Origin of the sequence: Phyllobacterium sophorae, from assembly GCF_003010965.1 — a bacterium.
In the GTDB taxonomy this organism is placed as follows: Bacteria; Pseudomonadota; Alphaproteobacteria; order Rhizobiales; family Rhizobiaceae; genus Phyllobacterium; species Phyllobacterium sophorae.
The window spans coordinates 434,603-449,374 of sequence record NZ_PGGM01000002.1; the positions used below are offsets into that span (position 1 = coordinate 434,603).

At 55.6% G+C, this 14,772-nt stretch carries 11 protein-coding genes; 8 read left to right on the forward strand and 3 right to left on the reverse strand.

What is annotated here, in order from left to right:
• The first annotated feature begins 27 nt into the window (after positions 1-27).
• Positions 28-2,652, forward strand: a complete 2,625-nt coding sequence (gene mprF, locus CU103_RS06055; protein WP_106663018.1) for a bifunctional lysylphosphatidylglycerol flippase/synthetase MprF — start codon at positions 28-30, stop codon at positions 2,650-2,652.
• Positions 2,649-4,028, forward strand: a complete 1,380-nt coding sequence (locus CU103_RS06060; protein ID WP_106663019.1) for a virulence factor family protein — start codon at positions 2,649-2,651, stop codon at positions 4,026-4,028. The genes mprF and CU103_RS06060 overlap by 4 nt, the downstream gene beginning before the upstream one ends.
• Positions 4,029-4,135: 107 nt before the next feature.
• Here the strand turns inward: CU103_RS06060 and CU103_RS06065 are convergent, their stop codons facing one another.
• Both CU103_RS06065 and CU103_RS06070 read right to left on the reverse strand, forming a co-directional pair.
• Positions 4,136-5,128: a bile acid:sodium symporter family protein gene (locus CU103_RS06065; RefSeq protein ID WP_106663020.1), complete on the reverse strand. Its 993-nt coding sequence runs from the start codon at positions 5,126-5,128 to the stop codon at positions 4,136-4,138.
• A 183-nt stretch (positions 5,129-5,311) separates the two neighbouring features.
• A complete protein-coding gene (locus tag CU103_RS06070) occupies positions 5,312-6,061 on the reverse strand; it encodes a DUF1868 domain-containing protein (protein WP_106663326.1) in 750 nt (249 codons plus the stop codon).
• Positions 6,062-6,400: 339 nt separating this feature from the next.
• Here CU103_RS06070 and CU103_RS06075 point away from each other — a divergent pair, with 339 nt between their 5' ends.
• The 4 genes from CU103_RS06075 to CU103_RS06090 all read left to right on the forward strand — a co-directional run bounded on the left by CU103_RS06075 (position 6,401) and on the right by CU103_RS06090 (position 11,007).
• Positions 6,401-7,468 carry an ABC transporter ATP-binding protein gene (locus tag CU103_RS06075; protein ID WP_106663021.1) on the forward strand — a complete coding sequence of 356 codons (1,068 nt, stop codon included), beginning with the start codon at positions 6,401-6,403 and terminating at the stop codon, positions 7,466-7,468.
• Between the two features lie 124 nt (positions 7,469-7,592).
• Positions 7,593-8,615: a Fe(3+) ABC transporter substrate-binding protein gene (locus CU103_RS06080; RefSeq protein ID WP_106663022.1), complete on the forward strand. Its 1,023-nt coding sequence runs from the start codon at positions 7,593-7,595 to the stop codon at positions 8,613-8,615.
• Positions 8,616-8,763: 148 nt separating this feature from the next.
• Positions 8,764-10,338: an ABC transporter permease gene (locus CU103_RS06085; protein WP_106663327.1), complete on the forward strand. Its 1,575-nt coding sequence runs from the start codon at positions 8,764-8,766 to the stop codon at positions 10,336-10,338.
• Between the two features lie 96 nt (positions 10,339-10,434).
• Entirely contained in the window at positions 10,435-11,007 is a 573-nt protein-coding gene (locus CU103_RS06090; protein ID WP_106663328.1) for a DUF1349 domain-containing protein, read from the forward strand.
• Positions 11,008-11,014: 7 nt separating this feature from the next.
• On the opposite strand, the gene CU103_RS06095 is transcribed toward CU103_RS06090, so the two are convergent.
• On the reverse strand, positions 11,015-11,719 hold the full coding sequence (locus CU103_RS06095) for a GntR family transcriptional regulator (protein WP_162707077.1): 705 nt from the start codon (positions 11,717-11,719) through the stop codon (positions 11,015-11,017).
• An 86-nt stretch (positions 11,720-11,805) separates the two neighbouring features.
• Here CU103_RS06095 and CU103_RS06100 point away from each other — a divergent pair, with 86 nt between their 5' ends.
• Together CU103_RS06100 and CU103_RS06105 are read left to right on the forward strand one after the other, a co-directional pair.
• Positions 11,806-13,404, forward strand: a complete 1,599-nt coding sequence (locus CU103_RS06100) for a sugar ABC transporter ATP-binding protein (protein ID WP_170116989.1) — start codon at positions 11,806-11,808, stop codon at positions 13,402-13,404.
• Between the two features lie 38 nt (positions 13,405-13,442).
• On the forward strand, positions 13,443-14,723 hold the full coding sequence (locus tag CU103_RS06105; RefSeq protein WP_106663329.1) for an ABC transporter permease: 1,281 nt from the start codon (positions 13,443-13,445) through the stop codon (positions 14,721-14,723).
• Positions 14,724-14,772: the final 49 nt, after the last annotated feature.

Genomic DNA, 14,772 nt, shown 5'->3' on the forward strand with positions numbered 1-14,772 from the left:
TCCGTTTCTTACTTCGGAACAACGCCAATGACGTTCCTTCCTAACCACGACAAGCAAATTCAGAGACTTGAGGCCCGCGCGCAGTCAAGGCTGCCGTGGTGGGGCAAAAAAACCAAATCGGCAATGTTCGCGTTCTTCGGAATTGCTGTCGCCGTTGTCAGCTTGCTCGTCCTAAGTCACCTGTCGAGCGAAATTTCCCTTCACGACGTCAAACGCTCCCTGCATGCCATACCTAATGACGTCCTGCTGACCGCGCTATTCTTCACGATTGTCAGCTTCGCAGCCGTTGCCCTGTATGATGTCGTTGCGGTCGAAACGATTGCGCCGGGACGGGTGCCATATCACATATCCGCGATGGCGGGCGGTGCCGGGTATGCAATTTCCAATGCGCTGGGGTTTTCGCTTTTGACGGGCGGTGCGCTTCGATACAGGGTTTACGCTGCGGAAGGCATCGATATCGCTGATATTGGCCGAATTATCGGCACTTCCTGGCTTGCGATCTGGTTTGCGTTCACGATCCTGATCGCGGTTGCCCTTGTTATCGATCCAACGAGGATCCCGTGGGTTGTCTCGTTCGGCCCGATGGTGGATCAGGTGATCGGCGCCTCAATTCTGGTGGCGGTCGCCGTGCTCTTGTACTGGCTTTCCCGCCGCGAGCGAACCCTGCAGATCGGACGTTTCTCGGTCCGCCTGCCGTCGTCGCAAGGTGCCTTGCTGCAGGTGTTGGCCGGGCTCGTTGATGTGGCGGCAGCGGCCGCAACACTCTATGTGCTGCTCCCCGCGGGGTCGGTCAACAGTATCCCGGCGTTCGCGCTTGTCTATGTCGTCGCGGTGGCTCTTGGCATTGTCAGCCATGCGCCAGGTGGCATCGGTGCATTTGAGGCGACGATCATTGCCGGTCTGGGGCTCGGTCAGAATCCCGGCGCGATTGCAGCACTGGTGGCATACCGTGCCATCTACACGCTTATTCCCTTCCTGGTGGCGATTGCCGGTTTCGTGGTCTCCGAGATCCTGCGCAAGCGTCACATCCTTGCCGGCCCGACAATATCGGCAGTGCGAATGTTCGAGCCGCTGATCCCGCCGCTGTCGGCAGGCATTGCGTTCCTCGGCGGTATCGTTCTCTTGATCTCAGCGGTCATTCCCGATCTGCACCACCGGCTTGAGATGCTCGCGGACGTATTGCCGATGCCGTTTCTGGAAATGTCGCACCTGGGCGCGAGCTTTGTTGGTGTGGGATTGCTGATCGTGGCACGCGGACTGGCCCGGCGGCTCTGGCGCGCCTGGTTCGTTGCTTTGGTGCTCTTCAGTCTTGGCGCGATTTTTGCGCTTGCAAAGGGCCTCGCCTGGGAAGAAGCGCTGATGCTGACCCTGATGGCCGGCACGCTGCTGCTGTTTCGCGATTCATTCTACCGAAAACCGTTGGGTGAGCGTTTCACACTGACTTGGGGCTGGCTGGCAAGTATCGGTACGACGGCATTTGCAGTTCTCTGGCTCGGCTTCTTTGCCTACCGCCACGTTGAATATGCCAATGAACTCTGGTGGGAGTTTGCCTGGGATGCCCAGGCGTCGCGGTTCCTTCGTGCTTCAGTGCTGGTTCTGACATTCTTGGCCGCCATTACGATCAATACCGTGATCAATGGGGTTGGCCGGGGCAAGCTGCGTGCTCAGCCTATCCCTGAACGGGTGCCTGATCTGGTTGCGGCTTCCCCCAGGGCTTCCGATGCGCTCGCCTTGCTTGGTGACAAGCGCTTTCTGATGGATCCCAAGGGCGAAGGCTTTGTTATGTATGCCCGCTCGGGCGGTAGCCTGGTATCGATGGGAGAGCCCGTAGGCAGCGATGGCGCGGTTTCCGATCTCGCCTGGGCGTTTCGGGGATTGGCCGACCGCACCGGAACGAGAACGGTATTCTATGGCGTGGGACCGGAGAGATTGCCATTGTTCCTCGACATGGGATTGACCGCGTTGAAACTTGGCGAGGTTGCCCGCGTCGATCTCAGCGATTTCTCACTGGAAGGTTCCAGGCGGCAGCCGCTCCGTTACGCAGCCCGGCGGCTGGAAAAGGAAGGGATCTCCTTCGAGATCATTTCGAAAGACCAGACGCAGGATATTTTGGATGAACTTCGCGGCGTGTCCGACGCCTGGCTGGAAATGAAATCGGGTTCCGAGAAGCGTTTCTCGCTTGGCTCGTTCGAGAACGCCTACCTTTCAAATTTCGATATCGCCGTCATGCGCAAGGAAGGTACAATCGTCGCATTCGCCAATTTGTGGCGGGGTGCAGACAACCAGGAAATCGCCGTTGATCTGATGCGACACTTGCCTGACGCATCCAGCGTGATCATGGACGGGCTTTTCGCCAATCTTCTAATGGCTGCAAAAGCGGAAGGATATCGCTGGTTCAATCTTGGCGCCGCTCCGCTCTCGGGTCTCTCCGATAGTCATCTGGCTTCGCGATGGAACAGGATCGGCTCTTTCATTTATCGTCGCGGTGCCGAGTTTTATCGATTTGATGGCCTTCGTGCTTTCAAGGACAAGTTCGACCCGAAATGGACACCGTACTATCTGATTTGCCCCCCAGGCCTAGCAACGCCTCGTTCACTTATTGATGCAACGAATCTTGTGAGCGGCAGCCCCTTCGAGGTGTTTAAACGATGAAATTTCTGCGCAGACCCTATCTCGTCATTTTTTCCCTTCTCATTGTCAGCATCGTCCTTGCCGCAGCCCTTCAACTTCTCCCGCGATTTGGTTTCGGACCGGCGGGGAAGCGAATTCTCGTCTCATCGGAACGATTAAATGACGTGCCGCTCCTGCAGCCGGATGGCAAGCCGGCCGGCATTGCCATCCTCGTGTCGCAAAAGGGAGGGCCTGGCCCCGACGATGAAGCCATGACGAAGATGCTGCTTGACCGCAATTTTCTGGTGCTGACGGTTGATCTCGAGAAGTGGCGGAAGGAATTGGATCAGGATACTGGCGAATGCACCTATTTCGTTTCCGACCTCGAGGGAGTCGCCAAAGAGGCTCAACGGATGATTGCTGTCGATACCTATATGCATCCCGTGGTAGTTGGCATTGGCGAGGGCGGCGTCATATCCTTTGCTTCCGTTGCCGACGCACCAGCGGCGACGCTGGCGGGCGCCGTGGTCGTCGATCCGTCCGCCGCCCTGAAGACCAAGCTGCCATCCTGCGAAGGTGCTGACTACGAGACTGTTGCAGGCGAGGGCTTCAGTTATTCCTACGATGCGGATCTGCCTAATCCGGCGACGATTGTCCGGGAAAAGCCTGACATTGACCCCAAGGGCCCGCCGAGCGCCGGATTCTTTCTGGCGCAGGAAAAGATTGGTGCCACCAAGGTCGAACGTTTCCAAATGGCAGCGGATGCCGCGGTTGATATTGCCAGGGAAGACGCTTCCACGGAGTCGTTGCCGATAACGGATATTCCGGCCGGCGATGGGCAAGCAAAATATCTGGCCGTTTTCTTTTCCGGAGATGGTGGTTGGCGCGATATTGACAAGTCCGTTGGTGATATCATTGCAAAAAAAGGAATTCACGTCGTTGGGGTGGATTCGCTCCGCTATTTCTGGTCGCTGCGTAAACCAGAAGACATCGCCAAGGACATTTCAAGGATCGTCGCGAAGGCTGATCCAACGGGCAAATTGCCGGTTGTTTTGCTCGGTTATTCATTCGGTGCAAACACCATACCGTTTTCCTGGCCCTATCTTTCCAAGCAACTGCAGGATCGCGTCAGCCTTGTTGGCTTGATCGGCACGGAAGAAACCACGCCGTTTCAGGTATCGGTTGGTGCGTGGCTCGGAATGGGAGGCGACAATGAAGTTGCGCCGGCGGTAGCAAAACTACCGCTGGACAAGGTCTTGTGCGTCTACGGTTCGGAAGAGGACGATACTGCCTGTACCGCTCCCGCACTGAGCGCAGTTCAGAAGATCGAGCTGCAGGGCGATCATCACTATGACGAGAAATACGATATGCTGGCGTCCAAGCTCATGGAGGCGATTTCAGCGCGGCAAGCGAAGTAACGTCCTGACGTAGAGCGCTTCCGCTTAAAAAAGCGTCGCGGAAGTGCTCTATCTCTTTGTTATTACCATTTCCGGACGGAAAACCGCTTCACCCTTTTCCTGGAAATCTAGGTGGCAGGCTGCGCGTTTTCTATTTGGAGCTTCTTTGCAGCATCGGCATACTTCTGCGCGATGACGGCGCAGACCATGAGCTGGATCTGATGAAACAGCATGAGCGGTAGCACGATGCTGCCTATGCTCTGCCCGGCAAAGATAACCGTGGCTATTGGAATGCCGCTGGCAAGGCTCTTTTTGGAGCCGCAAAAGGTGATGGCTATCTCGTCTTCCTTTGAGAATCCCGCCCAACGACTGCCAAACATCGTAATGGCCAGGACGACGGCGAGGATTATTACATCGACGACAATCACCACACCGAGATCGCGGATTGAGATCGTGCGCCAAAGGCCCTCGGTCACAGATTCGCTGAAAGCAAGGTAAACGACCATAAGGATCGATCCTCGATCCACGGGCATGAGCAACTTGCGCTTGGCTCGAATGAATTCGCCGATCCATGGTTGCAGGATCTGACCCAGAACGAACGGGGCCAACAGCTGAAGGAGGATCGACTTCAACGCATCAAGGGAGAATCCTGCATGACCGCCCGCTGAAAGCAGTATACCGGCGAGCAATGGCGTCAGGAACATGCCAAAGATATTAGACGCCGATGCGGAGCAGATTGCTGCTGGTACATTGCCGCCGGCGATAGACGTGAAGGCGATTGAAGATTGAACCGTTGACGGCAATACACAAAGAAAAAGAACGCCAGCGTAGAGCGCCGGCGGCAGGATGCCCGGTACCAGAACCCCCGCGCAAAGGCCGATCACCGGAAAAAGTATGAAGGTGGCAGCAAGGATGGTCAGGTGGAGTTTCCAATGGAGGAAACCTTTAATGACTACGTCACGCGACAAGCGCGCGCCGTGCAGGAAAAACAACAAGCCGATGGCAACCTTTGTCGCCAAACCGAAATAATCCGCTGCAACGCCGCTGACTGAAAAGAACGAGGCGAGGATCACCGTGGCGATCAGCATGATGGTGAAAGTGTCAGGCAGAAAGCGGCGCATGGTTCTTTCCAGGACTTATTGCATTTAACCCTCGTCTATCACAGGCTTTGCCCGGCTGGAAACGCACGCTGCATATCCTAGCCCTCGCTCGAGCTGCTGAACACACACATGCCGCGCCTTTCCCCTTTCAATTCTTCGCTTTCCGGAGATGATCGTGCCGTGAATTTGCACGATACTTTTGCCCTACTTTGCAATGCTCATTTCAGAGGTTTCCAGGCGCTTATTGCCCAGTATCAACAACTCTTCGAAGTGATTCATGTCATTGAACCTGCAAAAGGCCGGCGGATGAATTTCAATGACGGGAGCTTCGCGATCGAGCAATTCCAGGCAATCATCGAACAGATCCTGCCATGCAGGTAAGCGGTCATCCGACAGCCAATCGATGAGGTAGGCGAAGGTAATGTGAAAAACATATGCGTCGTGGTCTGGGTGTCTGTAGCCAAATTGCATTGATAGCGCCTCACGCCAGGCCCTGATGGTTCGTTCGTCTTCCGGGGCGGCTCCCTTGACCGTAAGTCCTGCTGGCGTGACATCAATCACCTTGATGCGGAATGACCCGGCGCCTTCAAATCCCTGCAGGCGTTTCAGATAGAGATCCGTCATCTCATCGATGCCGGTGTCGAGGGGTACATTATCGGGCCAGTAGGGCAGGGCGCGCCGATATTCGATGATGCCTTGAAACAGCGTCATGTGGAGGCTGGATACAGGTGTAAAAGTCAGTTTGTTGGCGTCAGGCATCGACATAATGCGGTCGCGCACTTCAAGGACTGCCCGTTCGGATGCGGACCCATTGATCAGATGGCAGACAACCGTGTTGCCGGGCTCCTGCAGAAAATTGCCGTTCCTGTCATAGCGCGTTCCCAAGTGGCGAGGAGCGCTGGAGTTGTTACCTGCTGCGTATCGGGCGAGGGATGGTTTGGTGGGCTGGGGCATAAGAAATCCGTCACAGTTGGCGCGTTCATGGGCGGAAGGATGAAACCGATGCGAATCGCACCGTGGCATCATGGTGGCTCACGAGCTTGACAGCGAGATGAACGGTTGACGCGCCGGCTGCGCACCAGCCTTCACTTCCTTGAGTATCACTGACTTAATTCTTGTGTAAGTTGACAAATCTTATCATAAATGAGTGTCGAGCATGCTTCGTATCCTGTCACCGCGACTATACAGGTGCTTCGGATACCAAATCCTCTTGCACGCTTTTTTTGACTTCAAACCTGATTTGCGCGATCAAGAAATGAAAACAGAAAAGTTCGAATCTGGTAACGATTGAAAATGGACGGAACGGTTGCTTCAAAACCAGCAAATGCAGTGCTGGAACTTAACAACATCTGCAGGCGCTTTGGCATTACCGAGGCGCTGCGCGATGTGTCCCTTGCGATCGTTCCGGGTGAAATAATCTGTCTGGTGGGGCAGTCGGGTTGCGGAAAGTCTTCCCTCCTGAGAATCATTGCCGGTGTCGATACGCCTGACAGTGGCGTGCTGCTGTTAAAGGATGAGGAAATCGCAGGACCCAGTCGATTTGTTGAACCTGAAGCCCGCAACATTGGCTTCGTGTTTCAGGATTATGCACTGTTTCCGCATCTGACCGCTGAACAGAATGTTCTCTTCGGGCTCAAGGGGCTGCCAAAAAAGGAAGCCCGCGAACGCGCGGCGGAAATGATTGATCGCGTTGGCTTGTATCCGCTGATGAAACGCTACCCGCATATGCTCTCTGGCGGTGAGCAGCAGCGCGTTGCACTCGCGCGTGCGTTGGCTCCCAGCCCCAGCATCCTGCTCATGGACGAACCGTTTTCGAGCCTGGACCGGGGCCTCAGGGAAAAGGTGCGCGATGAAACCCTGACCCTGCTGCGAGCACTTGGAACGACGGTCATCATGGTTACGCATGATCCTGAAGAAGCGCTTTCAGCAGGCGACCGGATCGTTCTGATGAGAAAAGGCCAGATCGTGCAGACAGGAACCGGCTATGACCTCCACGATCGCCCGAATTGTCGCTACGCAGCCGACTTCTTTTGCGCCTTCAACAAGGTTCCCGGCACATACCGGAATGGGCGTATCGAGACGGCGATAGGGGAATTTTCATGTGAAGCTACACTGGCCGAGGGGAGCGCGGCCATCGCATATATACGTCCACAAGCGATTTCGGTTGGCCAAGACAAAGGACATATCCCGGGGCGTATTACGGGCCGCCTTTTTCTCGGGGAGGTGGAACAATTGACCGTTCAGGTCGAAGGCTTGTCCGAGCCACTGTTGGTACGCACGATGATGCGGCTTCCGGCCACTACCAATACCATCTGGCTAACAATTCGGGCCGAAAGCCTTTTGGCATTCAGCGCACACTGAATTTAAACCTGTCGACCTGTTGGTGATCAAATCTTTATGATTGGTTGAACCGGTGAAAACTTGACTATTTTACTCTATTATGTTCCAGCACTGCCGTGCTCATTTCAAAGGTAAGGGGGGTCGAATGAACAAACTTTCCATCGTTAAATCCATACTGCTTGCAGGATCGGCTGTTTTAGCCGGAGGCACGGCATTCGCCGCTGAAGTCAATATCTATACGACACGGGAGCCTGGATTGATCCAGCCGCTGCTCGACTCGTTCAAGAGCTCCACAGGTATCGCGGTCAATACCGTTTTCCTGAAGGACGGTCTTGCGGAGCGCGTCGCATCGGAAGGCGAAAGCTCACCGGCTGATATACTTATGGCCGTAGACGCCGGCAATCTCGTTGACCTTGTAGAAAAAGGTGTCACCCAGCCAGTCACTTCCGCTGTGCTGACCGAATCGATACCTGCGCAACTGCGTGATCCGCAAGGCAACTGGTTCGCGCTGTCGACACGCGCACGGGTGCTCTATGCGGCGAAGGACCTTGACCTCGCATCCTTCAACTATGAAGACCTCGCTGATCCGAAGTGGAAGGGGAAAATTTGCATACGTTCGGGCCAGCACCCCTACAACACTGCGCTTTTTGCTGACTACATCGCCCATCATGGTGCTGAAGAAACGGAAAAGTGGCTGGCAGGCGTAAAGGCAAATCTCGCACGCAAAGCCGCTGGAGGCGATCGCGACGGCGCCAAGGATATTCTAGGCGGTATTTGTGATATCGCAATTGCCAACTCTTACTATGTTGGCTTGATGCGTTCGGGCAAGGGCGGTGAGGAACAGGTTGCCTGGGGCAACGCCATCAAGGTCATTCTGCCGACGTTCAAAGATGGAGGCACGCAGGTCAATATCAGCGGCGCTGCAGTTGCCAAGCATGCGCCTAACAAAGAAGAAGCCATCAAGCTGCTGGAATATCTCGTTTCCGATGAAGCCCAGAAGATCTATGCTGAGGCGAACTTCGAATACCCGGTAAAGGCCGGAGCAGCGACAGATCCGATCATTGCCTCACTCGGCAAACTCGAGATCGATCCAACGCCATTGACTGAGGTAGTCAAGCATCGCAAACAGGCGAGCGAATTGGTCGACAAGGTCGGCTTCGACAATTGATGACCGGAGGGCGCTCGACCGCGGGTGCCCTTTTCTCTTACGTCCGCAAATGGAAGCAAACTTGACGCCTGTCCCAACCAAGAGCCGGCCGTACCGTCGCGCCGGAACGGCTTGGCTTTTGTCAGCTGGGATGGTTGCCATTCTGGTCATGCTGCCGGTCCTGGCCCTCGTGTATCAGGCGATGCAGGGCTCTGCCGGATTATGGTCTCATCTTCTCACAAACGTCCTTCCGGCGGCTCTGACTGACACCGTGATACTCCTTTGCGGCGTTGGTCTGCTGGCCGCCATTCTCGGTACGACTACCGCTTGGTTGGTCACTGCCTATGACTTTCCCGGGCGTGGTATTCTGGAATGGGCGCTGCTGCTTCCACTGGCGGTGCCGACCTACATCATCGCTTATGCCTACCTCGATATCTTGCACCCGATAGGCTCTCTACAAGGGACGATTCGCTGGCTCCTCGGCTATACAAATCCGCGCGAGTTCCGGCTTCCGGATATCCGCTCTATAACCGGCTGCATCATCTTGCTTGGGTTTGTGCTGTACCCTTACGTTTATATTCCAACACGTGCGATGTTCTTGACGCAAACAGCCAATTTGATCGAGGCATCACGAACCCTCGGTGTGTCAAGGCGGAGTGTCTTCTGGCACGTGGCTCTGCCGCTTGCACGCCCGGCGATTGCCGTAGGAATCAGTCTCGCTCTCATGGAAGCGCTGAATGATATCGGAGCCTCCGAGTTCCTCGGTGTTCGCACCCTGACAGTTTCAATTTATACGACATGGGTTACGCGGTCGGATCTGCCCGGTGCCGCGCAGATTGCGCTCTCGCTGCTGTGCGTGGTGGTGGCGCTCATCGCGCTCGAGCGGTGGGCCCGGCGAGAACAGCGCTATTCGATCAGTGCGCAACGCAGCCGCTATTTTGAACCGCACAAAGTGACGGCGATAAAAGGCCTGCTGCTATTTGGTCTCGGCTCCCTTCCGGTACTCATCGGATTTGTTGCCCCTGCCAGCTACCTTGTAACTCATGCTTGGAAACGCTTCCGGTTTGCGGGCCTGTCATCTCGATTCCTGGACGATGCGGCAAACACGATTGTTTTCGCGGCCACTGCGACGGTTATCGTAGTCATATTGGGTCTTGTCGTCGCCTACGCGGTGCGACTGCGGCCAGGACCATCCGCGACCTGGTTCTACAGGCTTTCAACGATGGGCTATGCTGCTCCCGGAACCGTGATCGCCATCGGGGTTCTGGTCGTTGTCGGCAGTCTTGATCGTTTCATCGACAAAACCACCATTGCCTGGTTCGGCATATCTGCAGGCCTTGTTTTCATGGGGTCTGGCGCTGCACTCATTTATGCTTATGTCGCAAGGTTTCTGGCGATTTCCGCGGGTGGGACTGAAGCAGGATTGGCGCGCATTCCGCAATCGTTCGACCATGCTGCACGGACACTCGGCCAAACAACCGAAGGCACTTTCAGGTATGTTCATTTGCCGCTTTCGAAAGCAGCCCTGACGGCGGCGGGGCTGCTCGTATTCGTCGATTGCGTCAAGGAACTGCCCGCGACCCTCCTTCTGCGTCCGCTCAATTTCGAGACATTTGCAACTCAACTCTATGGGGAGGCGGCGAGGGGCACCTACGAAGAAGCCGCGATCGCCGCCCTCGCGATCGTCGTTATCGGAATCCTGCCTGTTGTCCTGCTATCGAAAGTGGGACGACCGAAAGGCTGACCTTGGCCAAGGGGCGGCGTTCGATTGTGAGGAACCGCAATGTCGATGAAGATGTCGTCGAGTGGGCAACTGTTGCAAACCGAAGAGGATGGGGAAATGGGCAAGAACTTCAGCTGGTTGAACGAACCTGTTACATTCAGCGGCGACACGCTGGAGCTCAGGCTTACGACAGACGAAAAGACCGATTTCTGGCAGGAAACGTTCTACGGATTTCAGCGTGACAACGGTCACGCTTATCTGACGCCAGTCAGCGGTGATTTTACCGCCAGCGCAACTGTCCGGGGTGACTATCAGCAACTCTACGACCAAGCTGGACTCATGTTGCGAATTGATCAACGCAACTGGATCAAGACCGGCATTGAATACACGGACGGACTGATGCATTTCAGCGTGGTCGTCACAAACGGCACCTCGGACTGGTCAGTCATCCCCCTGCGCGGTTCGGGCAAGGACGACGAAGTCGCGGTGCGTTTGACGCGACATGACAATGCGGTTCGCGTGCAATTTTCAGTTAACGGGGCGCCGTGGCAGCTCGCCCGTCTGGCGCCGTTTTCGAGCGCCGACGCTCTAGTGGGCGTCATGGCCTGCTCGCCAGAACGGGGCGGTTTCGAGGCCGTGTTTCAAAACCTGAGTGTGGGCCCCGCGATTGCTCGCGATCTTCACGGCTAGTCGTTTCTTAACTCCCGAAAAGTTCCGGACGCTTTTCGCGCAGATGCAGAAGCAGTTTGCCCATTTGAGAGATGTGGGTCTCCATTGCCTTGGCGGCCCGATTTGCGTCCTTCTCTGCAATAGCAGTAATGATTGCCTCATGCTCGATCAGGGTCTCGATCATGCGCGTCTCATAGTGGAGCAGGAGCCGTCTGACGCGATCGATCTGGCTCCGCTCCTTCGAAGCGATCTCACGTAGACCTGCCAATCCTGCGGCATCGCAGATCATGTCATGCATTGCTTCGTCAAGTTCGTAGAACTGCTCAAAATCAAGCCTGTCCGCGGCTTTCCTTTGGCGCTCCAGATTTTGTCGCAGGCGGGCCAGGAGTTCTGGTGTGCTGCGCTCGGCGGTTCGGCGGATCGCTGCTGTTTCCAGGGCCATGCGCACAAATTGCGCGGTTTCGATCTTATCCAGCCAAAGTCTTGCTACAAAGGTTCCCGTTTGCGGATAAATTTCGACCAGACCCTCATCGGCCAGGCGGTTGATCGCGTCGCTCACGGGCGTTCTTGAGACACCGAGCTGTGAGGCCACGAGTTCCTTGCGGATGGCCTCTCCGGGGGAGAGCTGCGATGAAATGATCGCCTGTCGCAGTATCGTATAGACTTGGTCCTTGCGCGTGACCGAGACGACTTTTTGCTCCCTATAGTTCCTGCTCGAAGAACGAAGCTGCAAGATCCAGTCACCCCCAAGAATACCGTTTCCACTGCCGAAAATCGATCGCCACTCAACCGATTGACTCTGCCTCAATAACATCTAACATGTTACACGCTAACTGGAAAGAATGTTTTGGGAGGAGCATTTTGGACAGCCAATTCCCAATCGTATCGTTGCGTGGGATCAGCAAATCCTTTGCTCACGTGGTAGCGCTGAGAAGCATCGATCTTGATATCCATGCGGGTGAAATCCATGCGGTCATGGGTGAGAACGGCGCAGGAAAATCGACACTCGTGAAAGTCTTGAGCGGCGTTCATCGCCGTACCAGCGGGCAAATGACGGTTCGCGGCCGTGAGGTCGATTTTGCGACCCCGAAAGAGGCGGAACGCAATGGTATTGCGATCATCCATCAAGAACTCAACCTTATTCCAAGCCTGAGTGTTTCGGAAAATATCTTTCTCGGACGGGAGCCGCTTAAGGCCGGTTTGTTCATCGACTATGCAGAGATCGAAGCGCGGAGTGCCGACATTCTCGCGAAGTTCGGAATTGATATCGATCCGCGCGCAGATGTTGAGAATCTTCGTGTGGGCGAGCAGCAGTTGGTCGAAGTTGCGCGCGCTCTTTCCTTGAATGCGGATGTGCTCGTCCTTGATGAGCCGACCTCCGCCTTGTCGGAAGCTGAAGCACAGAGGCTTGCAAGCTTTGTACGCGCGCTCGCCCGTAAAGGCGTTGCGATCGTCTATATTTCACATCGCATGAGCGAGGTCTTCGCTCTCGCCGACAAGATCACGGTATTGCGTGATGGCAATTTCATTGCGACGCGGCATTCCGGTGAAATCAGCGAGCGTGATGTTATTCGCATGATGGTGGGGCGCGAACTCAAAAAGCAGGAAGCCAAATCGTCAGTTTCCGACAATCCGGTCGTCTTGTCCGTACGCAATCTCGGCCTGCAAAGGCCCAACTCTCGCGGACGAATCCACAGCGTTGTCAACGATGTGAGCTTCGATCTCCATGCTGGCGAAATCCTAGGCGTAGGCGGTCTGCTTGGCTCTGGCCGGACTGAAGTGCTGGAGCTCATTTTTGGAGCGGCGATCGGCAAACGCTCGGGCTCCATCCGGCATAGAGGGGTCAGCGTCCATGCCCAATCTCTTACACCGCGCGGATCTGTCTCCAAAGGCATTGCATTCCTGACCGAGGACCGCAAAGGAACGGGGCTGTTGATGCATTCCGATATTCGTTCGAATGCCGTCTTGCCTTCCCTTCCATGGATTGCACCACTCGGCTGGATAACCAGATTTCGGGAGAACGCCGTTGCCAACCGGATGATAAAGGCGATGCGGGTTCGTTGCCAGGGACCCGATCAGAGGATCGATGAGCTGAGTGGCGGAAACCAGCAGAAGATTGTTCTCGGCAAGTGGCTGGAAACCAGACCGAGCGTTGTGCTGCTTGATGAACCGACACGGGGCATCGACGTTGGCGCCAAGGACGAAATCTATGACCTTCTCAAGAAGCTCGCGGATTCCGGCGTCGCAATCGTCATGGTAAGTTCGGAATTGCCGGAACTTCTCGCGCTTTCGAACCGTATTCTTGTGATGTGCGAGGGCAGGGCGACTGGCATCGTCGAGAGTCGTGAGTTTTCCGAGGAGCGGGTGATGGAGCTGGCGACGCCGTTGGGCAATGCGCTTGCGGGAGAAGCTGCATGACCGGTACGGGCGAGAAAATCATGCGATCATCGAGCGGCATGGAACGGCTGAAATACGTCTTGAAGGCGACTAAGCTCTATTGGGGCCTCGCCCTGCTGTTCCTTGTGGGCGTGCTTTCTTCACCCGTCTCATCAAAAGGCAATAACATCTTTCTTTCGTTTGGAAATCTGTCGGACGTTTTCCGTCAGATTTCGGTCACCGGCATCACCGCTGTCGGGATGACGCTGGTTATCCTGATCGCCGGGATTGATCTGTCGGTTGGATCCGTCCTTGCCTTGGGATCAGTGGTTTGCGCGATGCTCCTGACCAATGAGGGGTGGTCTGCTGCCTATTTACTTGGCGTTCCCGCCGTTTTCCTTCTGGCCTTCCTGCTTCTGTTTGGCGTGGCTGCGTTCGGACTCAAGCTGCAAAGCCGCTTTTCGAATTCCACCCATGACAACCCGCCGGCCAAATCAAAGGTCGCCGCGACCCTTGCACTCGTAGCGGCTTTCGCCATTGCTCTTTGGATAGCGTCGAGTTCCGACGCGAAAGCCGGTGTGCTGCTGGTACTTCTCGTGGTGCCCGCCGTCGGGTTCATGCTTGGCACCGTGAATGGACTGATCATTGTCGGAGGACGCCTGCAGCCATTCATTGTAACGCTCGCGATGATGGTTGCGGGTTTGGGAATAGCACGGCTTACTGCGGGCCAGAATACGGCGGTCTGGCCCGTCTACACGGGCAGCAACGCTACAGAGGATTTCGAAGCTTTACGCTCGCTGATATTCGGAATCGTGCCCGTTCCAGGTGTTATCTTTGCCGGCATTATTGTCCTGTTTTGGGTCGTCCTGAAGTTTACAAAGTTTGGGCGCTACGTTTACGCTATCGGCGGCAACGAGGAAGCCGCTCGCCTGGCAGGTGTCCCAGTGTGGCGGGTTAAAATCACCGTCTACGCCATTTCGGGCTACCTCGCAGCACTTGCCGGTATTCTCTATGTCGCACAGTATCGTCAAGGGAAGCCCGATGCGGGCATGGGACTCGAGCTGGATGCCATTGCAGCCGTTGTTATCGGCGGCACCAGCCTCATGGGCGGACGAGGATCGATGATCGGAACGCTGGTCGGTGTTCTGATATTCGGCTTTCTCAGCAACATTCTCCAGCTCAACAACATCGACAGTAACACCCAGCTCGTCTTGAAGGGCGTCATCATCATCGTGGCCGTATTGCTCCAGGAACGGCGTTCAAGCGGATGGTTGTTCTTCCTGTCCCAACTCAGGGTACGCAATCAGCCCGATAGATCCGTGCAAAACCAGCAAGTCGATCGACAGCGGCACGGTGAGTGAGTCGCATAACAAAGAAAACACAAGGGAGAGAGACAATGAGCATTACTCG

Excerpts from the sequence above, each read along its gene's own strand:
- CU103_RS06065 (WP_106663020.1), bottom strand. The coding sequence starts at position 5,128 with ATGCGCCGCTTTCTGCCTGACACTTTCACCATCATGCTGATCGCCACG.
- CU103_RS06070 (WP_106663326.1), bottom strand. The coding sequence starts at position 6,061 with ATGCCCCAGCCCACCAAACCATCCCTCGCCCGATACGCAGCAGGTAAC.
- CU103_RS06085 (WP_106663327.1), top strand. The coding sequence starts at position 8,764 with ATGCTGCCGGTCCTGGCCCTCGTGTATCAGGCGATGCAGGGCTCTGCC.
- CU103_RS06080 (WP_106663022.1), top strand. The coding sequence starts at position 7,593 with ATGAACAAACTTTCCATCGTTAAATCCATACTGCTTGCAGGATCGGCT.
- CU103_RS06090 (WP_106663328.1), top strand. The coding sequence starts at position 10,435 with ATGGGCAAGAACTTCAGCTGGTTGAACGAACCTGTTACATTCAGCGGC.
- CU103_RS06075 (WP_106663021.1), top strand. The coding sequence starts at position 6,401 with ATGGACGGAACGGTTGCTTCAAAACCAGCAAATGCAGTGCTGGAACTT.
- CU103_RS06100 (WP_170116989.1), top strand. The coding sequence starts at position 11,806 with ATGTTACACGCTAACTGGAAAGAATGTTTTGGGAGGAGCATTTTGGAC.
- CU103_RS06060 (WP_106663019.1), top strand. The coding sequence starts at position 2,649 with ATGAAATTTCTGCGCAGACCCTATCTCGTCATTTTTTCCCTTCTCATT.
- mprF (WP_106663018.1), top strand. The coding sequence starts at position 28 with ATGACGTTCCTTCCTAACCACGACAAGCAAATTCAGAGACTTGAGGCC.
- CU103_RS06105 (WP_106663329.1), top strand. The coding sequence starts at position 13,443 with ATGGAACGGCTGAAATACGTCTTGAAGGCGACTAAGCTCTATTGGGGC.